The 22,951-nt window shown below is 71.3% G+C and carries 23 protein-coding genes; 10 read left to right on the top strand and 13 right to left on the bottom strand.

Annotated features, from left to right (window positions below; translation table 11 throughout):
* Positions 1-24: 24 nt before the first annotated feature.
* Positions 25-1,737, bottom strand: coding sequence for a flagellar M-ring protein FliF (fliF, locus tag KA711_13810; protein MCM0610045.1), 1,713 nt, complete (start codon positions 1,735-1,737; stop codon positions 25-27).
* Between the two features lie 182 nt (positions 1,738-1,919).
* Between fliF and fliE the strand changes: the two genes are divergently transcribed.
* The 4 genes from fliE (at position 1,920) to KA711_13790 (ending at position 4,298) form a co-directional block, all read left to right on the top strand.
* Positions 1,920-2,183, top strand: coding sequence for a flagellar hook-basal body complex protein FliE (gene fliE, locus KA711_13805; GenBank protein ID MCM0610044.1), 264 nt, complete (start codon positions 1,920-1,922; stop codon positions 2,181-2,183).
* A 146-nt stretch (positions 2,184-2,329) separates the two neighbouring features.
* The gene (locus KA711_13800; GenBank protein MCM0610043.1) at positions 2,330-2,779 is read left to right on the top strand and encodes a YeeE/YedE family protein; all 450 of its coding nucleotides are present in this window, start codon (positions 2,330-2,332) and stop codon (positions 2,777-2,779) included.
* Positions 2,780-2,791: 12 nt separating this feature from the next.
* Positions 2,792-3,208, top strand: a complete 417-nt coding sequence (locus KA711_13795; protein MCM0610042.1) for a YeeE/YedE family protein — start codon at positions 2,792-2,794, stop codon at positions 3,206-3,208.
* 1 nt (position 3,209) lies between these two features.
* Positions 3,210-4,298, top strand: coding sequence for an MBL fold metallo-hydrolase (locus KA711_13790; GenBank protein MCM0610041.1), 1,089 nt, complete (start codon positions 3,210-3,212; stop codon positions 4,296-4,298).
* Here KA711_13790 and KA711_13785 read toward each other — a convergent pair.
* From KA711_13785 to KA711_13755, 7 genes are all read right to left on the bottom strand, one after another.
* Positions 4,268-4,555 carry a hypothetical protein gene (locus KA711_13785; protein ID MCM0610040.1) on the bottom strand — a complete coding sequence of 96 codons (288 nt, stop codon included), beginning with the start codon at positions 4,553-4,555 and terminating at the stop codon, positions 4,268-4,270. The genes KA711_13790 and KA711_13785 overlap by 31 nt on opposite strands.
* A gap of 4 nt (positions 4,556-4,559) precedes the next feature.
* Positions 4,560-5,321 carry a flagellar brake protein gene (locus KA711_13780; GenBank protein ID MCM0610039.1) on the bottom strand — a complete coding sequence of 254 codons (762 nt, stop codon included), beginning with the start codon at positions 5,319-5,321 and terminating at the stop codon, positions 4,560-4,562.
* A gap of 27 nt (positions 5,322-5,348) precedes the next feature.
* On the bottom strand, positions 5,349-5,690 hold the full coding sequence (locus KA711_13775) for a flagellar protein FliT (protein MCM0610038.1): 342 nt from the start codon (positions 5,688-5,690) through the stop codon (positions 5,349-5,351).
* Between the two features lie 55 nt (positions 5,691-5,745).
* The gene (gene fliS / locus KA711_13770) at positions 5,746-6,186 is read right to left on the bottom strand and encodes a flagellar export chaperone FliS (GenBank protein ID MCM0610037.1); all 441 of its coding nucleotides are present in this window, start codon (positions 6,184-6,186) and stop codon (positions 5,746-5,748) included.
* 105 nt (positions 6,187-6,291) lie between these two features.
* Entirely contained in the window at positions 6,292-7,740 is a 1,449-nt protein-coding gene (gene fliD / locus KA711_13765) for a flagellar filament capping protein FliD (protein ID MCM0610036.1), read from the bottom strand.
* Between the two features lie 145 nt (positions 7,741-7,885).
* Positions 7,886-8,752 carry a flagellin FliC gene (locus tag KA711_13760; protein ID MCM0610035.1) on the bottom strand — a complete coding sequence of 289 codons (867 nt, stop codon included), beginning with the start codon at positions 8,750-8,752 and terminating at the stop codon, positions 7,886-7,888.
* A gap of 207 nt (positions 8,753-8,959) precedes the next feature.
* Positions 8,960-9,823: a flagellin FliC gene (locus tag KA711_13755; protein MCM0610034.1), complete on the bottom strand. Its 864-nt coding sequence runs from the start codon at positions 9,821-9,823 to the stop codon at positions 8,960-8,962.
* A gap of 452 nt (positions 9,824-10,275) precedes the next feature.
* Between KA711_13755 and KA711_13750 the strand changes: the two genes are divergently transcribed.
* Both KA711_13750 and KA711_13745 read left to right on the top strand, forming a co-directional pair.
* The gene (locus KA711_13750; GenBank protein MCM0610033.1) at positions 10,276-10,848 is read left to right on the top strand and encodes a methyltransferase domain-containing protein; all 573 of its coding nucleotides are present in this window, start codon (positions 10,276-10,278) and stop codon (positions 10,846-10,848) included.
* An 11-nt stretch (positions 10,849-10,859) separates the two neighbouring features.
* On the top strand, positions 10,860-12,845 hold the full coding sequence (locus KA711_13745; protein MCM0610032.1) for a hypothetical protein: 1,986 nt from the start codon (positions 10,860-10,862) through the stop codon (positions 12,843-12,845).
* Position 12,846: 1 nt separating this feature from the next.
* On the opposite strand, the gene KA711_13740 is transcribed toward KA711_13745, so the two are convergent.
* Positions 12,847-13,152, bottom strand: coding sequence for a hypothetical protein (locus KA711_13740; GenBank protein MCM0610031.1), 306 nt, complete (start codon positions 13,150-13,152; stop codon positions 12,847-12,849).
* 102 nt (positions 13,153-13,254) lie between these two features.
* Between KA711_13740 and KA711_13735 the strand changes: the two genes are divergently transcribed.
* Complete coding sequence (locus KA711_13735; protein MCM0610030.1) at positions 13,255-13,581, top strand: hypothetical protein; 327 nt, start codon at positions 13,255-13,257, stop codon at positions 13,579-13,581.
* A 6-nt stretch (positions 13,582-13,587) separates the two neighbouring features.
* On the opposite strand, the gene argE is transcribed toward KA711_13735, so the two are convergent.
* Positions 13,588-14,778, bottom strand: coding sequence for an acetylornithine deacetylase (gene argE, locus KA711_13730; GenBank protein ID MCM0610029.1), 1,191 nt, complete (start codon positions 14,776-14,778; stop codon positions 13,588-13,590).
* Positions 14,779-15,255: 477 nt separating this feature from the next.
* Between argE and KA711_13725 the strand changes: the two genes are divergently transcribed.
* The gene (locus KA711_13725) at positions 15,256-16,191 is read left to right on the top strand and encodes a serine/threonine dehydratase (GenBank protein MCM0610028.1); all 936 of its coding nucleotides are present in this window, start codon (positions 15,256-15,258) and stop codon (positions 16,189-16,191) included.
* A gap of 29 nt (positions 16,192-16,220) precedes the next feature.
* Here KA711_13725 and KA711_13720 read toward each other — a convergent pair whose 3' ends face one another.
* Positions 16,221-16,379 (bottom strand): hypothetical protein, encoded by a 159-nt coding sequence (locus KA711_13720; protein ID MCM0610027.1) that lies wholly within the window; start codon positions 16,377-16,379, stop codon positions 16,221-16,223.
* Here KA711_13720 and dnaE point away from each other — a divergent pair.
* Entirely contained in the window at positions 16,378-19,920 is a 3,543-nt protein-coding gene (dnaE, locus tag KA711_13715) for a DNA polymerase III subunit alpha (GenBank protein ID MCM0610026.1), read from the top strand. The genes KA711_13720 and dnaE overlap by 2 nt on opposite strands.
* A gap of 111 nt (positions 19,921-20,031) precedes the next feature.
* The gene (locus KA711_13710; GenBank protein ID MCM0610025.1) at positions 20,032-21,297 is read left to right on the top strand and encodes a patatin-like phospholipase family protein; all 1,266 of its coding nucleotides are present in this window, start codon (positions 20,032-20,034) and stop codon (positions 21,295-21,297) included.
* An 11-nt stretch (positions 21,298-21,308) separates the two neighbouring features.
* Here the strand turns inward: KA711_13710 and KA711_13705 are convergent, their stop codons facing one another.
* Positions 21,309-21,683 carry a helix-hairpin-helix domain-containing protein gene (locus KA711_13705; protein ID MCM0610024.1) on the bottom strand — a complete coding sequence of 125 codons (375 nt, stop codon included), beginning with the start codon at positions 21,681-21,683 and terminating at the stop codon, positions 21,309-21,311.
* 228 nt (positions 21,684-21,911) lie between these two features.
* Entirely contained in the window at positions 21,912-22,928 is a 1,017-nt protein-coding gene (locus tag KA711_13700; GenBank protein ID MCM0610023.1) for a glycosyltransferase family 9 protein, read from the bottom strand.
* Positions 22,929-22,951: the final 23 nt, after the last annotated feature.

The raw sequence follows: 22,951 nt of genomic DNA, 5'->3' as shown, positions 1-22,951 counted from the left end.
TCGTTCTCGTTCGGGTGGTCTGCATCAGACCTTGTCGCCGCTGACCCAGTCGCGAACGATGTTGGCCACCGCTGCGGGGTTCTGGCGCGCCAGCGCGCGGGCGGCTTCGATCTTGCCGACGTACTGCGGTGCCTCAAGCGCCGGCAGAGCGGGCTTGCTCGTCTCGGCGCCGACGACCTCGTCGAGTTGTCGGCCCGGCTGCTTCGCCGTCTGCGGCGGAGGCGGTGCCAGCAGCGTGGCCAGCGCCGGCTTGATCAGCTTGAACACCACCACCAAGGCGACCAGTGCCAAGGCGAAGGGCGCGGCGGCAGTCTTCAGCAGGTCCAGCAGCCAGGGCTGCTGCCACAGCGCTGTGGGCTCAGTCGGCGTCACAGGCTCGGCGCGGAAGGGCGCGTTGACCACCTTGACGACGTCTCCGCGATCGGCGTTGAAGCCGATCCCCTGCTGCACCAGTGCCGTCAGCTCCTCGAGCTCCTTGGCGGTCAGTGGCTGCGTGCTCGTGCGGCCGCGTGCATCGGTGCTGGTGCGGTGGTTCACCACCACGGCGGCGTTGAGCCGGCGCACCTGGCCCATGGCCTGACGGGTGACAGTGGTGGTCTTGTCGACCTCGAATCGGGTGGCCGCCTCACGCCGCGTGGCCGCGCCAGCGCCGCCGGGGAGTTGCTGGGCGCCCAGGGGTTGCGCCGCCCCGTTGACGGGCGCCTGCGCCGGCACTGGCGGCTGGTTGCTGGTGGCCCCGGGCACGCCGCCGGCCGCGCCCTGCGGCTGGCTGCTCTCCTCGCTGCGCTGCTCGCGCACGGCCACGCGGGCGTCGGCACCCTGGTTCGGGGCGTAGGCCTCGGAGGTCTGCATCACCTGCGCGAAGTCGACGTCGGCTGTCACTGTGGCGCGCACGTTGTCACGGCCCACCACCGGCTCCAGAAGTGCCAGGATGCGCTGGTGGTGGGTGGACTCGAGCTCGCGGCGGTACTGCAGCTGCTGCGAATCGAGCCCGGGCTGCAGCTCGCCGCCGCCGGCTTCCGACAGCAGCGTGCCGGTGTTGTCGACCACGCTCACCGCCTTGGGCGAGAGCTCGGGCACGCTGCCCGACACGAGCTTGACGATGCCGGCCACCTGGGCGCGGTCGAGGGTGCGCCCGGCGTGCAGGTTCAGCACCACGCTGGCGCTGGGCCGCTGCTGCTCGCGGAAGAAACCGTTCTGGGCCGGCAGCGCCAGGTGCACGCGCGCTGACTTCACCGACTCCAGCGACTGGATCGTCGTCGTCAGCTCGCCCTCTATCGCGCGCTGGATCTTCATGCGCTCCTGCACCTGGGTCTGGCCGAAGCTGTTCTTGTCGAGCAGCTCGTAACCCACCACGCCGCCGGCACTGCCCGAGGGCAGGCCCTCCTGCGCCAGCTTCATGCGCAGCTCGTGCACACGCGAGCCCGGGACCATGATCGTGCTGCCGCCCTCGACGAACTTGTACGGCACGTTCAGCTGCGTCAGGCGGTCGATGACGGCGCCGCCGTCCTTGTCGGACAGCTGCGGGAACAGGGGGCGGTAGTGGGAATCTTTGGCCGAGAGCGACATCGCCACCAGCAGCCCCACGAGCAGCAGCACGCCGATGAAGGCTCCGAGTTGGGCGCTGCGCGGCACCTGGCCCCAGCGCTGGGCCAGCGTGGGCGTGCCGCGGCTGCCGGGCGAAGGGGAGGCGAGGACGGCCGCGTTCGGGGCGGCCGTGACGACGGCGTTGTCCATGGCTTCGCATGGTGTCGCAGCGGAGCCGGAACTGAAGCTGGAACAAGGGGTTGAAGGCGGTGCTCTTCGAGCCGCCCGAGCGGCTGGGTCCGCCTAAAGTGCGGCCCATCATGACCGACCTGCGTCTGAGACCTTTCGACTTCCAGGCTGCCGTGGCCCGCGCCGGGCTGCGCCCCGACGGCATGCCCGCCACGGGCGGGCCGGGCGGCGCCGAGGGCGTGCAGGGCGGCTTCAAGGCGGCGATGACCAGCGCGCTGCACAACGTCAGCCGCGCGCAAGTCGAAGCCAGCCGGCTGCAGCGCGAGGTGACGCTGGGCAATCCCGAGGTCAGCATCGAGGAGACCATGGTCGCCATGCAGAAGGCGCAGGTCGGATTCCAGGCCACGCTGCAAGTGCGCAACCGACTGGTGCAGGCTTACAGCGAGATCATGAACATGCAGGTGTGAACGCGGGCCCCCACGCTCACTGACGTTCGCTGCCCCCCCGAGGGGGCGCCTCGCTGCCGCCCGGCGGAGCCGGATCCGTGCCGGTGGCCTGGCCGGCGGGCACCGGGCTGGCTTCACTCGCTGGCGCGGCGCACTACGATCGCGGCATGACCATCGACTGGCCTTCCTTCACGCCGTTCGCTGCCCTGGCCGGCGGCGTGCTCATCGGCGCCGCCTCGGCGCTGTACCTGTTGATCAGCGGGCGCATGGCCGGCATCACTGGCATCCTGGCGGGGCCGCTGCAGGCACTGGCGCTGCGCCGGCCGCTGGCACCGTTGCGACCGCAGCTGCTGTTCGCGGTGGGGCTGCTGGCGGCGCCGCTGGTGTGGCGGCTGTTCGCGCCGCTGCCCGAGGCCACGCTCTCGGCCGGCACGGGCGTGCTCGTGGCCGCCGGGCTCCTGGTCGGCGTGGGCACGCGGCTGGCCAACGGCTGCACCAGCGGTCACGGCGTGTGCGGGCTGGCGCGGTTGTCGCTGCGCTCGCTGGCCAACGTGCTCGTGTTCATGGGCGCGGGCTTTGCCACGGTGTACGTGGCGCGCCACCTGCTGGGAGGCTGAGCGATGGACCGCATGCTCAAGGCCGTGGCGCCGCTGCTGGCGGGCCTCGTGTTCGGCATCGGCCTGATGGCGTCCGGCATGACCGACCCGGCCAAGGTGCTGGCCTTCCTGGACCTGGCCGGCGCCTGGGACCCGAGCCTGGCCCTCGTGATGGGCAGCGCCATTGCCGTGGCGCTGGTGCCGTTCGGCTGGGCCCGGCGCCAGCGGCGCACACTCACCGGCGAGCCGGTGCAGTGGCCCGCTGCCCGCGGCATTGACCGGCGGCTGCTGCTGGGGGGCGGGCTGTTTGGCATCGGCTGGGGACTGGGCGGCCTGTGCCCGGGCCCGGCCGTGGTGGCGCGGGCCGCCGGGCTCGAAGGTGTGTGGATTTTCGTGCTGGCCCTGTTGGCCGGCCTGCTGGCCGTGGACCTCTTCGATGCCCGCCGCTGAACTGATCTTCCGGCAGCTGGCCGACGCCACCTCGTCCACGTACAGCTACCTGCTGGCCTGCCCGGCCACGGGCGAGGCCGTGCTGATCGACCCGGTGTTCGAGCAGGCCCGGCGCGACGCCGCGCTGCTGCGCGAGCTGGACCTCAGGCTCGTGACCACGCTCGACACCCATGTGCACGCCGACCACGTCACGGCCGCCTGGCTGCACCGCCAGCGCTGCGGCAGCCGCATCGGCCTGGCCGGCGCGGCCGGTGCCGAAGGCGTGGATCTGCCGCTGGCCCACGGCGACCGCGTCGTCTTCGGCCACCACAGCCTGCAGGTGCGGGCCACGCCGGGCCACACCAACGGCTGCCTGAGCTTCGTGCTGGACGACGAGCGCAGGGCCTTCACGGGCGACGCGCTGCTGATTCGTGGATGCGGCCGCACCGACTTCCAGCAGGGCAGCGCGCGTCGCCTGTTTCGCTCGGTGCACGAGCAACTGCTGAGCCTGCCCGAGGACTGCCTGCTGTACCCGGCGCACGACTACAAGGGCTGCACCGTCAGCAGCGTGGCCGAGGAGCGGCGCTGGAACCCGCGCTTCGGCGGTCCGGCCGGGCAAGGCGCCGACGAGGGCGACTTCGTCGGCACCATGGCCCACCTGGGCCTGCCCCACCCCAAGCAGATCGACCGCGCTGTGCCGGCCAACCTGCGCTGCGGCCGGCCGGCCGGCAGCGACGTTCTGCCGCCACCCGAGCCGACCTGGGCGCCGCTGGTCTGGACCTTTGCGGGCCTGTGGGAAATCGAGCCCGCGGCGCTGGAGGAGCGGCTGCATGACGTGACCATGCTCGATGTGCGTGAGGCGGCGGAGTGGGACGGCGAGCTCGGCCACCTTCCGTTCGCGCTGCACCGGCCTTTGGGAACGCTGGCCGCGGCCGTGGCCACGCTGCCACCGGGCCGTCCGGTGGTGACGGTGTGCCGATCGGGCACGCGCTCGGGGCAGGCGGCGCTGCTGCTCGCGCGCGCCGGGGTGGCCGACGTGGCCAACCTCGCCGGAGGCTTGCTCCGCTGGCGGGGCGAAGGCTACTCGGTGGAAGGCGGCGAGCCCGGCTGAGAGCCGGTGAAGATAGGCATCTGCGCGGGCGCGATTCGGGCCTCGAGCTCGAAGCCGCTGACCGGCATCGTGGCGCGGTAGGTCTCGCCTCCCGTGAGCTCGATGCTGATCGCGGAGCGACCCTGCGGGCTGGTGGCGGCTCCGGCCAGCGCTCGCAGGTCGCTGGTGTACAGGCCATGGGCGCTGCGGTTCTGCTCCTGTGTCCGCTGCACGCGAGCCAGGGCCCCGACGACGAGCGTAAAGCCGCGTGCGGGCACCGCATCATCCCCGGGCCATCAGGCGGCGGTGGCGCTGGGCCGCATCGATCCAGCGCTGCAGCGCGCGTTCGGCGACCGGCGGCAGCTTGTGCCACTCGCAGCCCACGCGGACGGCCCCGTCGTGCTGACCCAGGCCGCTGACGTGGGCCAGCGTCGCGGCGGTCGTGAAGCGTGTGGTGGCGTCGAGTTCAACGGTGACTTCGCCCAAGCGTGTGCCGGGCTCCAGCCCTGGCACGTCGGCGGGACACCACAGCGCACAGCCGCCCAGGCTCAGATCAAGCACGCGCAGCGTCAGCGCCATCTCGGGCATTGCCGGATGGCGCAGCCGCACCACGGGTGCATGGCGAGCCGATGTGCGCACGCGATAGGCGGTGCGCCGCTGGAAGCGGTAGATCGATCCCGGCAGTTGCGACTGCAGGCTTGCCTGCCGCGGCCCATGCACAAGCAACAACCCGCCGAGCTCCCACTGGAGCTTGATGCTGTCCATGTAGGCCACCGCCACGCCTTCGTCGGCTTCGACGATGCGGTCGAGCGCGGGCAGTCCGTCCTGCGCGCTGAAGGCCAGCAGTCGCCGCGTATCGTCCACCGACCACAGCGTCGCGGTGAGCGAGCTGCCGTCCGGCCCGCTCAGGACCAGCGGCTGCTGGCCATCGCGCAGCAGGCGCAGCAGCCTCAGGCGCTCCTGGGGTTGGCTGACGCGGAACGGACCCCAGCGGTCCTCGTCGCCATCGGCGTCGAGCATGGCAGGCCGGGTGTCCTCGAACATGGCCGTCGTCGAAGGATCGCGGCCGCGTCAATGCAGCGTCTGCCGCTTGCCCGCCAGCGTGTCCTCGAGGTCCTGCAGCCAGGGCTCGGCCAGGTGGCGGATCTCGGCGTCGTTGACCAGGATGCGCTGCATGATGCGTGACTTGAGGCGGGCTGCCTCGTTCGAGTGCGACCGCGCGGCCGGCGCCGCCGCCGCGCCGGTGCCCGCTTCGTCAGGCGCCAGCACAGCGTGCTTGAGCTGGCTGATCAGCAGCACGCAGGCGCCCTCGAGCTTGACGACTTCGTCCCAGCGGCCGGCGCGCGCGGCGGCCAGCATGTCCGCGCTGGCGCGCTCGATGGCTTCGTAGTAGCTCAGCAGCTGGGGGTCCATGACGTTACCGGGGCGGGGGGTGATGGTCGGGCGCAGCGACATGGGCTTGCGCGCCTCAGCGACCTGCAGGCGCTGTGTCGACCGACGGGCCGATGGAGGCCCAGGCTTCCTGCAGCGGCAGCACCAGCCGGCGGCACTCGTCGAGTGCGGCCTCGTCGTCGTGAAGGTTGGCCAGCGTCAGGCGGCGCGTGAGGTAGTGGTAGAGCTCGTCGAGGTCGCGTGCCAGCGGACCGCCGCTGCGCAGGTCCAGACCGGCGCGCAGGCCTTCCTCGAGGATGCGCACTGCACGCCCCAGGGCGACGCCTTTCTCGACACGCCGATCCTCACGCATGGCGCCGCGCGCCTGGGCCAGCGCCTCCATGTAGGCCTCGAACAGCAGCGCCACGAGCTGATGCGGCGTGGCGCCGGAGACCCGGGTTTCCGCGCCGACCTGACGGTACAGGCCGCCGGGCTGGGGGGTGGTGGCCGGACGGGAGGCGAAGGGGCTGTGGAACATCGGTGGCGCAGTCAGTTCAGCGTGATGCTGTTCTTATCGGCCTCCCGGACGACCCCCTTGAGCTTGCGCCGACCCGGTGCGATCCCCTCTTGAATGCGGGCCAGATCAGCGGTTGTTGGAGCCGTTGTTCTGCAAGGTGATCAACTGCTGCGAGACGTAACCCGACAACGCGTTCAGGCGCGCGAGGTTGCCGTCCATCGCGGTGTACTGTGCCACCAGGCGAGCTCGGAATCGCTCGACGCGCTCCTCCACCGCGACCTGGTCCTCGCCGTTGCGCGCGATGCGCTGGCGCAGCCCCTCGGTGCGCGTGGACAGGCTGCCACTGACGCCCAGCACCTGCTGCGCCAGGTCGGCGTAACGGCGGGCGAAGCCATCCTTCTGCGGATCGGCGTCGTTGGCGGCGAAGGCCTTGCGAAGCTCGGCAAGCTGGGCTGTCGCTCCGTCGAGCCGGGCTGAGTCGACCGACAGCGTGCCGTCGCGCTGAACCGACAGGCCCACGTCGGAGAGGCGCCGGAAAGTGCTCGAGGCCTCGGAGCCCGCGCCCAGCAGGCTGCGCAGCTGGCGCTGCAGCCCGGTGGCCGCGCTGTCCCCCTGCAGCGGGCCGCCGGTCTTGCTGCCCGGGTCGTACCGGGTCTGCTCGGCGATGGCCTTGACGAGGTTGTTGTAGGCGCTGGCGAAGTCCTGGATCGCCGTCTTCACGGCCTCGCGGTCGCTGGTGACGGTGACGCTGCTTGCCGCACCTTCCTTGCGCAGCCGCAGTGTCAGGCCGTCGATCACACCGGCCAGTTCGTTGGAGGCCGACTCGACCGCGATGCCGTTCACGGTGGCCAGGGCGTTGACGGCGGGCTGCTGTTGCTGCATGCCCGTGCTGCCGGCCACGGGATCGAAGGCGAATCTCGACAGCCCCACTCCGTCGCCGATGGCGCCCCCGTCGGCGTCGGCCACTGCCAGGCGGAAGCCGTTGTCGGCGCCGCTCTCGCTGGAGCGCAGCGACAGCCTTGCGCCACTCGTGTCGGTGACGATGCTGGCGGTGACGCCGGCACCGGCGGCGTTGATCTTGTCGCGCAGCGTGGCCAGCGTGTCGCCGGCTGCGACGACGATCTCGACCGGATCACGACCCACGCGGGGCACGAAGTTCAGCGGCGGCTGCTGCCAGCGCCCGATCTGCAGCGTCAGGGTGCCGCTGCCGACGAGCGCGCCCGAGGATGGCAACGACGTCGCAGCCGCCACCGTCTGGTTGCTCGCCAGTTGATCCACACTCACGGCGTAGCTGCCCGCGGCGGCGCTGCTGCCGCCCACGATCTGGACCACGGATTCGTCCGCGCTGCTGGCCTTGGACTGGTTCCACAGGCTGGTGCCCGTGAGCTTTCCGGCTGCCGTCTGCAGGCTGCCGAATAGGCTCGAAAGCTGGCCGTAGCTCGAAACCTGCGTCTGCAGCGAGCGGGCCTGGGTCTGCAACTGCGTCAGCGGGCGGCTCTCCAGGGCCACCAGCTGGTTGACCATGGTGTTGACGTCGACTCCGCTGCCGATTCCCAACGAGGTGATCGCGGGCATGATGATCTCCGGTTCAAGGGCGGGTGTGACGGCCGGAGCGCCAAGGGCTCCGACAGGCGGCCTTTACCCCCTCTCAGAGCCCGATATCGGCCGGCGCGGGGCGGGACTTGAGGTCGCCGCCTGACGACGGTCTTCGCCCACGCTCCTAGCGTTGCAGCAGGCTGAGCACCTGCTGCGGCAGCTGGTTGGCCTGAGCCACCATCGCGTTGCCGGCCTGCTGGAGGATCTGCGCGCGCGACAGGTTGGCCGTCTCGGCGGCGTAGTCGGCGTCCATGATGCGGCTGCGTGCGGCGCTCTGGTTCTCGGAGCTCACCATCAGGTTGGCGACCACGTTCTCGAAGCGGTTCTGCACGGCGCCGTACTCGGCCCGCTGGCTGTTGACGGCATCGATGGCGTCGTCGATGGCCGTGATCACGTTCTGCGAGCCGACGAGATCGCTGATCTGCAGCGTCGGCACCTCGGTGCCGGTGATCACGGCGGTGCCGAGAACGTTGGTGATGCTGGTCGAGCCGGCCCAGTCGAAGTTGTCCATCGTCAGGCGGTCGATCGCGGTGTCGTTGTTGGCGCCGATCTGGAAGGTGTTGGTGCCGGTGGAGGCCAGGATCGCGCGGCCGTTGAACTGCGTGCCGCCCAGGGTCCGGGTGGCTTCCTGCGCCAGCTGCACGAACTCCTCGTTCAGGCTCACCCGGTCGGCGTCGTCGTTGGTACCGTTGGCCGACTGCACCGCCAGCTCGCGCATGCGCTGGAACAGATCGCTGACCTTGCCCAGTGCACCTTCGCCCACCTGGGCCATCGAGATGCCGTCGTTGGCGTTGCGCATCGCCACGTTCATGCCGCGAACCTGGGTGTTCATGCGCTCGGCGATGGCCAGGCCCGCGGCGTCGTCCTTGGCGCTGTTGACGCGCAGCCCCGAACTCAGGCGCTGCATCGAGGTGGACAGTTGCGATTGGCTCGTGGCCAGATTGCGCTGGGCGTTGAGCGACACAAGATTGGTGTTGATCGTCTGGGGCACGGCGGCTCTCCTGGTGGCACGGCAGTCGGTTCGGGGCGATTCGTCCTGCCGCGGTACCGAAACGCTGTGGCAGAGACTAAGGCCGGGCCGGTGCCGGCAATGGCTGGAAAAGCCACCGCAAACGCGCCCAGTTCATGGCCGCGCAGACGCGAAAAAGCCCGCCGGGTGGCGGGCTCCTGCGTCAACGCGCCTGCGCGCGTCGGATGCTCAGCGCAGCAGCGCCAGCACCTGCTGTGGCAGCTGGTTGGCCTGTGCCACCATGGCATTGCCCGCCTGCTGCAGGATGCTGGCCCGCGACAGGTTGGCGGTCTCGCTGGCGTAGTCGGCATCCATGATGCGGCCGCGCGCCGCGCTCTGGCTCTCCACCGAGACCCGCAGGTTGGACACCACGTTCTCGAAGCGGTTCTGCATCGCGCCGAAGGTGGCGCGCTCGCTGTTCACCGCGTCGATCGCGGTGTCCAGGGCGGCGATGGCCGCCTGCGCCGTGCCGGTGTCGGTGATCTGCACCGTCGGAACGTCGGTGCCGCTGATCACCGCGGTGCCGATCACGTTGGTGATGTCGGTGCTGCCCGCCCAGTTGAAGTTGTCGATCGTCAGGCGGTCGATCGCGGTGTCGTTGTTGGCGCCGATCTGGAAGGTGTTCGTACCGGTCGAGGCCAGAATCGCGCGGCCATTGAACTGGGTGCCTCCCAGGGTCCGTGTGGCTTCTTGCGCCAGTTGCACGAACTCCTCGTTCAGGCTCACGCGGTCGGAGTCGTCGTTGGTGCCGTTGGCCGACTGCACTGCCAGTTCGCGCATGCGCTGGAAAAGGTCGCCGACCCGGCCCAGTGCGCCCTCTGCCGTCTGTGACAGCGAGATCGCGTCGTTGGCGTTGCGGATGGCGACGTTCATGCCGCGCACCTGGACATTCATGCGCTCGGCGATCGCCAGGCCGGCGGCGTCGTCCTTGGCGCTGTTGACGCGCAGGCCCGAGCTGAGGCGCTGCATCGAGGTGGCCAGAGAGCTCTGGCTGGAGGCCAGGTTGCGCTGGGCGTTGATAGAGACCAGGTTGGTGTTGATGGTCTGAGACATGTGAAATCTCCGAAGTGCGAAGGTTGACCCTAGGCGTTTGCCTGGCGACAGCCGCCGGACCTGCCTCATGAGGCCCGCGGCGGCCGCTTGCAACGCCCCCGGTCCGTGGAGGCCGCTTCCTGCCACCGCCGAGCCGGGGAACTCGCCCGGGCCTTCCGTTGCCATGGGTGCCGGCGGCGCTGCCGCTTCGGCACCCGTGGCCCCTTGGGGTCCGGACCCCGCGGCTCCGAACCGGCGGCCGCGTTGAAGCCGTTTTCGTCGGCAAGGCGCCAAAGCTTTAGGGCCTGCGACACTTTTTGTGCCGGCACCCTGCGGAACAGCGCCCAGGTGCAGGCGCAATTCGGCGCATCGGCCCTCGTTGCGAGGCGGGAACATCCGCCGGCACTCGCGGCTGCACTCGGCCAAGGTGCCCCTGCCGGTGCCATCGGGGCCCGGCCCTTGCTGGAGTCCACATGCCTCGCAAACTGCACATCGGCGGCAAGGTCCGCAGTCCTGGGTGGGAGAACCTCAACGTCCTGCCAGGCCCGGCGGTCGACCACGTCGGCGACGCCGTCGATCTGGGCCGTTTCGCCGACGCGAGCTTTGCCGAGATCTATGCGTCGCACGTGCTGGAGCACTTCGACTACAACGGCCCGCTGATCAAGGCCCTCAAGGAGTGGCAGCGAGTTCTCGTGCCCGGCGGCGTGCTGCGCCTGTCGGTGCCCGATCTCGACGTGCTGGCGCACCTGCTGCTGCAGCGCCACCGCTTCGACGTCAATCAACGCTTCCAGATCATGCGCATGATGTTTGGTGGTCACGTCGACGCACATGACGTACACCTGGTGGGCCTGAACGCCGAGTTCCTGGCTGGCTACTTGCAGGCTGCCGGATTCGAGACAGTGCAGCGCGTGGCACGCCACGGGCTGTTCGCCGACACCTCCGACATGGTGGTGGACGGCACGCCGATCAGCCTGAATGTCAACGCGTTCAAGCCGGTGATGGTGGTGGCCCCGGCGCCGGTGGCCGGCGAACCCGCCCTGGCCTGAGGGGATCGACGATGAACAGCCCCCTGGCCTTGCCCGCACGCCCCCAGGCCCGCAGCCGCGCCCGGCCGCGCCCGGGCACCCGCCACTGGCAGGCCGGCTGCGAGCACCTGGCCCGCCGCAACTGGGACGCCGCGGCCAGCGCCTTCGAGCGCGCCACGCAGGCCGCACCCGACGATGTCGTCTACTGGCTGAACCTGGCCAACGCCCAGCGCCACGCCCAGGCGCCCAAGCGCGCCGAGCAGGCCGCGCGCCGCGTGCTGGCGCTGCAGCCTGGCCACGCGCTGGGTCTGCAGATGCTGGGCGAGGTGCTCGGCCAGCAGCACCGCTACGCCGAGAGCGTGGAGGTGCTGGCGCAGCTCGAGTCCGGCGGCACCTTGGAGCCCGAGGCCTTGCTGCGCCAGGCCACGATGCTGATGGCGCTGCAGCGCCCGCACGAGGCCTTCGAGGTGCTCATGCGCGCCCTGGCGCGCAAGCCCGCGATGGTGCGCGGCCATGCCGTGCTGGCCGACGCCTGCCGCGACCTGGGCCTCAAGCGCGAAGCCGTCGAGTGCATGAAGACGGTGCTGGCGCTCGAACCCGACAACCTCGAGGCGCTGAGCCACCTGTCCTTCGAAAAGCGCCACATCGCCGACTGGAGCGAGCTCGGGGCCGACATCGCCCGCATCGCGCAGGCCCTGGCCACGAGCCCGCCGGGCCTGGCGCGTGTCACCGCGGCCTTCGGCACGCTCTCGCTGCCGCTGCCGGCGGCCCTGCAGCGTGTGGCGGCCGAGCAGGAGTCGGCGGCGATTGCCTGGAGCGCACCGTCGCTGCCGCCGCTGGACGCCGCCGCACAGACCGCGCGCCGGGCCCGCCAAGCGGCCGGTGCGCGCTTGCGGCTGGGCTTCGTCAGCTACGACTTCCGTGAGCATCCGGTGTCGCAGCTGCTGGTGGAGATGTTGGAGCGCCTCGATCGAAGCCGCTTCGAGACCGTGCTGTACAGCAGCGGTCCCGACGACGGCTCGGCGCTGCGCGCACGCATCGCCGCGGCGGCTGACCGCTTCGTCGACATCCGGGGATCGGCGGACGCTGAGGCGGCGGCCCGAATCCGCGACGACGGCATCGACCTGCTGGTGGACCTGATGGGGCACACCCGCGGTCACCGGCTGGGCGTGTTCGCCGCGCGGCCGGCTCCGGTGCAACTGGGCTTCCTGGGCTATCCGAGCACCACGGGCGCCAACTTCATCGACTACTTCGTCGGCGACGCCATCACCGCGCCGCTGGGGCATGAGGCGCACTTCAGCGAAAAGATCGTGCAGCTGTCGGGCTCCTTCCAGCCCAACGGGCGCGGGCGCCCGCTGCCGCAGCCGATGGCCCGCGCCGACGCCGGCCTGCCCGACGACGCCTTCGTGATGTGCGCGTTCAACCACACCTACAAGATCGGGCCGCAGGCCTTCGACACCTGGTGCCGCGTGATGCAGCGCGTGCCGCGCGCCGTGCTGTGGCTCAAGGAGACGAACCTTCAGCTGCACGACAACATCCGCCGCGAGGCCGTGGCACGCGGCGTCGCGCCCGAGCGCATCGTCTTTGCGCCCGTCGTGACCTACGACGCGCATTTCTCGCGGCTGGCGCTGGCCGACGTGTTCGTCGACACCTGGCCTTACAACGCCCACACCACCGCGGCCGACGCCCTGTGGGCCGGCGTGCCGGTGCTCACGCTGCCGGGTGAGAGCTTCGCCTCGCGCGTGGCCGCCAGCGTGCTGGCCGCAGTGGGGCTGGAAGGCCTGGCCATGACTTCGCTGGCAGACTACGAGGCCGCGCTGGTGACCCTGGCGACTGACCCCGAGGTGCTGCCTGGACTTCGTGCACACCTGGTGGAGAACCGGCTGCAGTTGCCGCTGTTCGACACCGAGCGCTACACGCGCGGCTTCGAGGCCACGATGCAGGTGTTGTGGCAGCGCTGGTGCGAAGGGCGTGCGCCGACGCACCTGCCTGCCGAGGCCTTGCGGGCGGCGGCTTGAGTCAGCGGGCCGGCGGCCGCGAGGCGGGCAGCCTGCCCTCCGCGCATGCCGCGAGGCACGCATACAGGTCCATGACGTGCGCGTCGACCACCGGTTCACCCTGCCAGGCGGGCATGGCCAGCGTGCCGCGGCGGCGCTCCACGATGTCGTCGACCACCCACTCGCGCGGGAAGCCCTGGCCGGGCGGCTCCGCAGCCTTGGCCCGCTCGTGCGCGGCGTCGGTGTTGCGCCACTGGACTGCACAGCCCGCAAGCAGCGAGCCCAAGACCAGCGAGAGGATGGACGCGCGGCAGGGGACGGTGTGCATGCCCGGATGCTGGCGCACCGCACGTCGGTGTGGCTTGACCTGGCTCAGCCCGCCGGTGCGGCCCCAGGCGGGGCGCGATACTCGCCGCTGGAGGATCCCGTCATGCGTTCGCCACTCGACCCTTGCTTCGTGCTGCCCTGGTACGAGTTCCCCGAGCTGCAGGCGCTGGCGCCGCGTGACAAGGCTCGCCTGGTGGAGGACGCCGCCGAGCGCGTGACCACGCAGCCGCCGATGTTGTGCGCGTGGGCAGTGACGCTGGGCGTGCTGGCGGTGCTGGCCTTCGTTTACCTGCAGCCGCTGCGTGAGGCGCCCTTCCTGCTGGTGATGGGCGGTGCGCTCCTGGCCTTCGTGCCGCTGCTGGTGGTGCGGCGCGCGCTGGTGCGCCGCACGGCGCTGCAGCTGCTGGCGGCGAGAGCCGCCTCCCACTGAGGGCTCTCAGCCGCGCTCGCGGAACTCCGGCGCGGCCGCAATGCCGCACAGGAAGGCCTCGGCCCGCGCCAGCTGCTCCAGGCTCACGTACTCGTCGGCCTGGTGGGCCTGCCCGATGCTGCCGGGGCCGCACACCACCGTGCTCATGCCCGCGCGCTGGAACAAACCCGCCTCGGTGCCGAAGGCCACCAGGGTGGTCCGGCGGCTGGCGGCCAGGCGCTGCGCCAGCCGCACAGCCGGCTCGTCGGAGTCCGCGCTGAAGGCCGGCATCGACGCGAAGCGCTCGAAGCGGAAGCCGCTGGCCGGGTCCACGGCCTGCATGGCGGGTTCGAGCGCCCGGGCGCGCTGCTCCACGCGGGCCTGCAGCGCATCGGCATCGGCGCCGGGGGGCAGTCCGGGCAGGTCGCGGAACTCGTAGTGCACGCGTGCCAGCTCGGGCACGATATTGTCGGCCACGCCGCCTTCGAGGCGGCAGACCGCGGCGGTGGTGTAGGGCACGTCGAAGCCCTCCTGGCGCGGGCCGTGGTCGCGCAGCTCGTCGGCCAGGTCGGCGATGCTGGCCACCAGCCGGGCCGCGGCCTCCACCGCGTTCACCGACTGCGGCGTCAGCGACGAGTGCGCCGCCCGGCCGTGCACGCGGCAGCGCCAGCGGTGCACGCCCTTGTGGGCCAGCGCCGGCACCATCGAGGTCGGCTCGCCCACCACGCACATCGCCGGGGCGATGCCGGCCTCGCGCAGGTCGGCCACCAGGCCCCGGGCGCCGAAGCCGCCCGTCTCCTCGTCGTAGCTGAACGCGAAATGGATGGGGTGCGGCAGGTCGGCCTCGAGCCAGCCGCGGGCCTGCGCCGCCACCAGGCCGATCCAGCCCTTCATGTCGGCGCTGCCGCGGCCGTAGAGGCGGCCGTCGCGGCACTCGGCGCCCAGCGGGTCGACGCGCCAGTCCTGGCCGTCCCAGGGCACGGTGTCGGTGTGGCCCGACAGCACCAGCCCGCCAGCCGTGGCCGGCCCCAGGGTGGCGAACAGGTTGGCCTTGCGGCGATCCTCGTCGTAGGTCAGCCTCAGCGGCACCTGCAGGGCGCGCAGGTGGTCGGCGAGGCACTCGATGAGGGCCAGATTGCTCTGGTCGCTGCGGGTGTCCATGCGCACCAGGCGCTGGGCCCAGGCCAGGCCGTCGGCGGAGAGGATGGGGGTGGTCATGGGGGACGACTCTAGTGCAGTGTTCGGCGGCGGATGAACCAGAAGCGCCGCTGACGGGGCTGGCCCGGTCCGGGCGCACGAGCGTCTGGCCGGCACAGCAGGCGCAGAACCTGCGCTGGACGTTTCAGCGCCCCTTCCAACCAGGACCTGCCCGTGCTGCTGCCCACCGAGTGTGTGGCGGGGCCATGGCTGTCCGCTTGAGACCGAGCCCGAGGACCGTCGCGTACCCTGGCTCGATCGGGTCAGGGCCTGGTGCCCTGGGGTCGCTCAACAGACCCTCACTGGACTAGGAGCGAGGGCGGCAGAAATCCAGCCCCGCGCCGGGGCGGCCAAAGCCACTGGCGCAGGCGCGTCGCGCAGCGCGGGCTTGACGCCCGCGCCAGCGGCGCAACACCCGCCAGCGGCTTTGGCCGCCCCGGCGCGGGGCTGGATTTCTGCCGCCCACGCTCCTAGCATCGCACCGTGGCCTTCAACGTCTTGCCCGACCGCAGCTCGGTCGCCAGCGCCGCCCAGCGCATCGCGGGCGACGTGCGTCACACGCCCCTCATGAAGCTGCCAGCGGCCTCGCTGGGCCTGGCCGGCGGCGCTGAGCTGTGGATCAAGCTGGAGCACCTGCAGCGCGGCGGCAGCTTCAAGGCCCGCGGCATGTTCAACCGGCTGCGGGCCCACGCGGTGCCCGCAGCCGGCGTCGTCATCGCCTCCGGCGGCAACGCCGGCATCGCCGCCGCTGCGGCGGCCCAGGCGCTGGGTGTGCGCTGCGAGGTCTTTGTGCCCGAGCTCACCAGCGAAGCCAAGCGCGCCGCGCTGCGTGCCCGCGGCGCAGCGCTGGTGGTGGGTGGCGCGGCCTACGCCGAGGCCCTGGCCGCGAGTCTGGCACGCCAGGCGCAGACCGGCGCGCTGCTGCTGCACGCCTACGATCAGCCCGAGGTCGTGGCCGGCGCAGGCACCCTGGCCGCCGAGGTCGAGGCCGAGGCCGGCCTGCCCGGGCGCGTGCTCGTCAGCGTCGGCGGCGGCGGCCTGCTGGGCGGACTGCTCGCGCACTGGGGTGGGCTCTGCCCCATCGACGCCCTCGAGCCCGTCGGTTCGCCCACCCTGCACGCTGCGCTGGCAGCAGGAGAGCCGGTGGACGTGGATGTCGGCGGCCTCGCGGCCGATGCGTTGGGCGCCCGTCGCATGGGCGACATTGCCTGGGGCCTGGTGCAGCGCCACGGCGTGGCCAGTCACCTCGTGCCCGAGGCCGCCATCCGCGCCGCCCAGCAGTGTCTTTGGCAGGAGCTGCGGCTGGCCGTGGAGCCCGCCGCCGCGCTGCCGCTGGCCGCGCTGCAGGCCGGCCTGGTGCGAGCCGCGCCGGGTGAGCGGGTGCTGCTCGTGGTGTGCGGCGCCAACGTCGACCCTGCCACCCTGGCCGGCTGAAGCGGCGCGCCGCTTCAGGGCTGGCGGCATCAGCTCGCCGGGGTGACGCCCGTGCCGCTGGCGTCGTGCAGGCCCACGGTGGTGATGAGCACCGTGCCGCGCGCCGGGCCGTCTTCGAAGCGCGACCCGGGCGTTCGGGTGGCGCCGCCATCGGCCGCCGCACGCCCGGTTGATACGATGCCCGCCATGAACTTTGTCCACCTGCGCACCCACACCGAGTACTCCGTCGTCGACGGCATGCTGCGCATCGATGCGCTGGCCGCCGCGGCGCGGGCCGACGGGCAGGGCGCCTGCGCCATCACCGACATCGGCAACCTCTTCGGCGCCGTCAAGTTCTACAACGCCTGCCGAGGCCAGGGTGTCAAGCCGCTGCTCGGCGCCGACGTCTGGCTCGAAAGCGCCCTGGGCGCCGACAAACTGCCCAGCCGGCTGCTGCTGTTGGTGCAAGACAGCGCCGGTTACCTCAACCTCTGCGAGCTGCTGGCGCGCGCCTGGGTGCGCAACGTGCAGCGCAACCAGGCCCTGCTCACGTGGGACTGGCTTGCCGAGCGGGGGAGCGGGCTGATCGCGTTGTCCGGGGCCGACGGCGGCGCCGTGGGTCAGGCGCTGTTGGCCGGCGAGGCCGAGCGCGCGGCGGAGCTGGCCGAGCGGCTGGCGGGGCTGTTTCCGGGGCGCTTCTTTCTTGAGCTTCAACGGGCCGGCCTGCCCGGCAACGAGGCCCACGTGCGCGCGGCCGTGGCGCTGGCCGTGCGGCTGCAGTTGCCGGTGGTCGCCACCCACCCGGTGCAGTTCCTGCAGCCGGACGACTTCGACGCCCACGAGGCCCGCGTGTGCATCGCCGAGGGCGAGACGCTGGCCAATCCGCGGCGCGTCAAGCGCTTCAGCCGCGAGCAGCACTTCAAGACGCAGGCGCAGATGCGCGAGCTGTTCGCCGATTTGCCCAGCGCCATCGCCCACACCGAGGTGATCGCGCAGCGCTGCAACCTGGCGCTGGTGCTGGGCAAGCCGCAGTTGCCCGACTTTCCGACGCCCGTGGTCGACGGCGTACCCTTGCCGCTGGAGGCCTACTTCCGTCAGGCCAGTCACCAGGGCCTGGCGCAGCGCCTCGCGGCCCTCTACCCCGACCCCGCGCGGCGCACCGCCGAGCGCCCGCGCTACCTGGAACGGCTGGAGTTCGAGCTGGCCACCATCGTGAAGATGGGCTTCCCAGGCTACTTCCTCATCGTCTCGGACTTCATTGTCTGGGCCAAGCAGAACGGCTGCCCGGTGGGCCCGGGCCGCGGCTCGGGCGCAGGCTCGCTGGTGGCCTATGCCCTCTTCATCACGGATCTGGACCCGTTGCAGTACCAACTGCTGTTCGAGCGCTTCCTGAACCCCGAGCGTGTGTCGATGCCCGACTTCGACATCGACTTCTGCCAGGCCAACCGCGACCGCGTCATCGATTACGTGAAGGACAAGTACGGTCGCGAGGCCGTGAGCCAGATCGCCACCTTCGGCACGCTGGCGACCAAGGCCGCGCTGCGCGACGTCGGGCGCGTGCTGGGCATGGGCTACGGCCACGTGGACAGCGTGGCCAAGCTGGTGCCCGGTCTGCCCGGCAAGACCTACACCCTGGCGCGGCCGCCCGAGGACCCTGCGAAGAAGGACGGCGGCCTGATCTACGTGCGCGACGAGGTGCCCGAGCTCGAGCAGCGAGAGAAGGCCGAGGAGGAGGTGGCGGAGCTGCTGAGCCTGGCCGTGCGCGTGGAGGGTCTGGTGCGCAACGTCGGCATGCATGCCGGCGGCGTGCTGATCGCGCCGGGCAAGATCACCGACTTCTGCCCGCTGTATCAGCAGCCCGGCAGCGACAGCGCGGTCAGCCAGTACGACAAGGACGACGTCGAGGCCATCGGCCTGGTGAAGTTCGACTTCCTGGGCCTGGCCACGCTGACGATCCTGGAGCTCGCCAAGGACTTCATCCGCGCCCGGCGACCGAACCGCGCCGACTTCAGCTACGAGGCGCTGACGCTGGACGACCCGCAGGTCTACCGCCTCTTCAGCGAGGGGCGCACCGAGGCCGTGTTCCAGTTTGAAAGCCGCGGCATGCAGGGCATGCTGCGCGAGGCGCGGCCGACGCGGCTGGAAGACCTGATCGCGCTCAACGCCATGTTCCGCCCCGGCCCGATGGAGAACATCCCGAGCTTTTGCGCGCGCAAGAACGGCAAGGAAGAGATCGCCTACCCGCACCCGCTGCTGGAGCCCGTGCTGGCCGAGACCTACGGCATCTTCGTCTACCAGGAGCAGGTGATGCAGGCCGCGCAGGTGCTGGGCGGCTACTCGCTGGGCGGCGCCGACCTGCTGCGCCGCGCCATGGGCAAAAAGAAGCCGGAGGAGATGGCCAAGCAGCGCATCACCTTCCGCGAAGGCGCACTCGCCAAGGGCATCGCCGAGGCCAAGGCCGACGAGGTCTTCGACCTGATGGAGAAGTTCGCGGGCTACGGCTTCAACAAAAGCCACGCCGCGGCCTACTCGCTGCTGGCCTATCACACGGCCTGGATCAAGGTGCACTGCGCGGCGGAGTTCTACGCCGCGAACATGACGATCGAAGCCGACAACACCGACAAGCTCAAGGTGCTGCTGGCCGATGCGCTGCTGGCCGGCATCCGCTTCGAGCCGCCGTGCATCAACCGCGGCACGGCGCGCTTCGAGCCGGTGGCCGACACCGTGGTGCGTTACGGCCTGGCCGCCGTCAAGGGCACGGGCGCCGGGGCCATCGAAGCCATCGTCGCGGTGCGCGAGGGATTGGGCTCGCATCAGGGCGAAGGCAGCGGGCCGTTCCGGAGCCTGTTCGACTTTTGCGCCCGTGTCGACCGCAAGGCTGTCAACAAGCGTGCCGTGGAGGCGCTGGTCAAGGCCGGCGCCTTCGATGCGCTGCATCCCGACCGCGCGGCCACGCTGGCCAGCGTGGGCCTGGCTTTCGACTGGGCCGACACGCAGCAGGCCAACGCCCTGCAGGGTGGCCTGTTCGACTTCGACGGCGGCGACGCGCACGGCTCGTCGACGCAGGAGCCCGCACTGGCGGCCGTGGCGCCGTGGTCGCTGCACGAGAAGCTGATCCAGGAGAAGACAGCGGTGGGCTTCTACCTGAGCGGCCACCTGTTCGATGCCTTCGCCGACGAGGTGCGCCGCTTCGTCAGGACGCCGATCGCCAGCCTGGTGGACAGCCGCGAGCCGCAATTGCTGGCGGGCATCGTGACCGATCCGCGCAGCGTCAACGGCCAGCGCGGCAAGGTGCTGATCTTCAAGCTCGACGACGGCAGCGAGAGCATCGAGGCCGTCGCGCCTGACGAGCTGTTCGAGCCCCGCCGCGCGTGGGCCGCCGAAGACCAGCTGCTGGTGGTGCAAGGCAAGGTGCAGCCCGACCGCTTCAGTGGCGGCCTGCGGCTGAACATCAGCAACGCCTGGGACCTGCCGGCGGCCCGCGCCCGCTTCGGCAAGCATCTGGCGGTGGCGCTCAATGGAGGGATGCCGCCGGTGGCCGACGTGCTCAAGCTCTGGCCCGCCCGTCGCGAGGAGACGGAACACGGCGAGCTGCTGCGGGGCCTGGCCATCCGCCTGAGGCTGCACCGCCCCGGAGCCGTCGGCGAACTCGAGCTCGGCGACGACGTGCGCTTCTGGCCTTGCGACGAGGCGCTGGGCCGCTGGCGCAGCATCGCGCACGGCGGTGCGGCGCAGGTCGTCTACGAGTGATGGCCCGATGAGGCTGCACAAGGCGTCCGTCGGCGTCGGCCCTGTGCCTGCCCGGGGCCCTCAGGGCAAGAACAGCTGACGCATGCCCGGCGCCGGGGCTAAGGTGTTCCCATGCACGAAACCCCGCTGACCGCACTGGTGTTGAGCGGCGGTGGCGCGCGTGCCGCCTATCAGGTGGGCGTGCTGCGTGCGCTGGTGCACCTCCGCCGCGGCGCCCTGGGCCCGCGCGCGCAGCTGGGCAACCCCTTTGGCATCATCGTCGGCACCTCGGCCGGCGCCATCAACGCGGCGGCGCTGGCGGCCCATGCCGATCGGTTCGAGGGTGCGGTGGAGGTGCTGGCCAAGGTTTGGCAGAACTTCGCGGCCGAGCAGGTGTATCGGGCCGACTCCCTGGGGGTCATCCGCTCTGGGGCGCAGTGGCTGACGATGCTGTCGATGGGGTGGCTGATCGCGCGCTGGCGCCTGTCCCGGCCGCTCTCCTTGCTTGACAACCGTCCACTGGCCGCGCTGCTGCAGCGGCTGGTGCCGCTTGCGCGGGTGCCGGTGATGCTGTCCGAGGGCTACCTCAGCGCCTGGGCCGTCACGGCCTCGAGCTACACCAGCGGCGAACACGTGACTTTCTTCGACGCCGCCGTGCCGGTGGCACCCTGGATGCGTTCGCAGCGCCTGGCGGTGCCGCAACGCATCGGCTACGGGCACCTGCTGGCGAGCTCGGCGATCCCTTTCGTGTTCCCGTCGGTCAGCCTGCAGGCCGGCGGGCAGCCTGGCTGGTTCGGCGACGGATCCATGCGGCAAACAGCGCCGCTGTCGCCGGCCATCCACCTGGGAGCGCAACGCCTGGTGATCATTGGTGCAGGCCGCATGCAGGAGCCGGCCGGCCGCGTCGTCGAGGCCGGCGGCTACCCCAACCTGGCGCAGATCGCGGGGCATGCGATGTCGAGCATTTTTCTCGACGCGCTGGCGGTGGACGTTGAGCGCATGCGGCGCATCAATCGTACGTTGGCGCTGCTGCCGGATTCGGCGTTGGCCGACAGCGAGTTGCGGCCCCTCGAAGCGCTCGTGATCTCCCCGAGCCAGCGCATCGACGACATTGCGGCGCGCCATCTGCATGCGTTGCCGCTGCCGGTGCGTTCGTTGCTGCGCGGCGTGGGCGTGGGCACATCCGGTGCCCAGGCAACAGGCGATGCCGCCACGACGGGCGTGCAGGGCGCGGCGCTGGCCAGTTACCTGCTGTTCGAGGCGCCGTTCACGCGCGAGCTGATCGCCCTGGGCGAGACCGATACGTTGGCACGCCAGGACGAGGTGCTGCGCTTCTTCGGCTGGGATACGGCGCCGGCCCGCACGCTGCGCGGCGGGCCGGACATCGTGTTGCCCTAGGCCACGCCGGTTCAGGTTGGGGCAGCCTTGCTGGTGGGCTTCTCGGCGGCCTTGGCCGGCTTTTCGGCCTTCTCGGCCTTCTCGGCGTTCCCCGGCTTGGCCGGTATCGCGCGGGCGTCGAAGGCCGTGCCGCCCACCGTCAGCCCGTTGGCCGACAGTCTGGCGGCGTTTCCGGCACCGACGCCGCCGACCCGGTCCACGAAGTCGGCCCAATTCTTGAAGCTGCCGGCCTCGCGGGCCTTGAGGATCTTGCCCGACAGACCCGGTCCGATGCCCTTGACGGATTCGAGCTCGGCCTGCGAGGCACGATTCACGTCTGTGGCCTGGGCCAACAACGGTGAGCCTAGGGCGAGAGCGGCGACGGCGGCGAGGAAGCTGCGAATCATGGGGGTTCTCCTGTGAGGGATAGGGGACGATAGGTCGTGAGGCTTCGGTCTCCCGCCGCAAGGCCCTGCGGGCTGCTGCGTCGGGATGAGAGACAGTTTTTCGAGGCCAGCCTGGTGCGTCATTCCCTCACGGCGGGGCCCGCCGGGGGAACCGCCGCCGGGGGTGGCTGGCCGTCCCCCACGCGGGGGCGCCCTGTGATGGCGGGCCGGTGGCGCGGCCGTGGCGCGTCAGCGTGGCGCCTGGACTGCGCGCTGCACCGCCGCCATCACCGAGGCCTCGTCAGGCCAGTTGCCGCGACCGCCCAGCACGCACACCCGCGAGGCCGGACCCCAAGGGTGCCACAGCGTCGGGTCGCTCGGTCCCATCACACTCACCAGCGGTGTGCCCACGGCGGCTGCGATGTGCGCCGGCCCGGTGTCGTTGGACAGCATGGCTGCGCTGGAAGCCAGCAGCGCCGCATAGACCCCCAGGTCGACGTCGGGCAGCAGCGTGGCGCCGACAAAGCGCTCGCGCGCCAGGCGCTCTTCGTCACCCCGGCCCGGGCACACCACGAAGGGCAAGCCCAGCGACGGCAGCCGCTGCGCGACAAAGTCGGCGAACGCCGGCCAGTCCTTGCTCTGGCCGTTCCAGGTGCCGCCCGAGAACGGGCAGATCACGATCACACGCTCGGGCAGGCCATGCGCCGCACGCAGCGCCGCGGCCTCGCGCAACTGCGTCTCGGTGGGTCGCAAGCGCACCGCAGGCGGTGGGGGCTCCGCGGTGCCCAGCAAGGCTTGGCCGAGCCGCCAGTAGACCTCCAGCTCGTGCACGGCGCGGGGCCGCGGCACGGCGTGCGCCAGCAGCAGCCGGCGGCCCTCCCAGGCGTGGCCCACGGCGCGCAGCCCGGCGAGGCGCAATTCCAGCGCGCTCGAGAACGAGTCGGGCAGGCACAGCGCCTGCACCGGCGCCTGCCGAAACGCCGGCTGGGCGCAAAGCGCTTCTTCGCGCAGCCGGCGCAGCAGCGCCACGCGCTCGCTTGCGGTCCTGGGCAGGCCGTGCACCGGCCAGCCGGTGCCGGCCAGCAGCTCACGGGCCCAGCCCTTGCCCACCAGCACCGGCGCGAAGCCTGCAGTGGCCAGGCGTTCCAGCAGCGGCAGGGCCAGCGTCACGTCACCTACCCAGTTGCGCAGGCGAACGATCAGCGGCCGAGGCTGGGCGCTGTTGATCGTCGTGGGGCTGCTCGGGGGATGCGGGGAGGCGGGCATCGGTGGGGATAATCCGCGGCCGA

This window comes from Ideonella sp. WA131b, from assembly GCA_023657425.1.
GTDB lineage: Bacteria > Pseudomonadota > Gammaproteobacteria > Burkholderiales > Burkholderiaceae_C > Rubrivivax.
The sequence above is the reverse complement of the archived record's forward strand: the minus strand, read 5'-3'. Positions and strand labels throughout refer to the sequence as shown.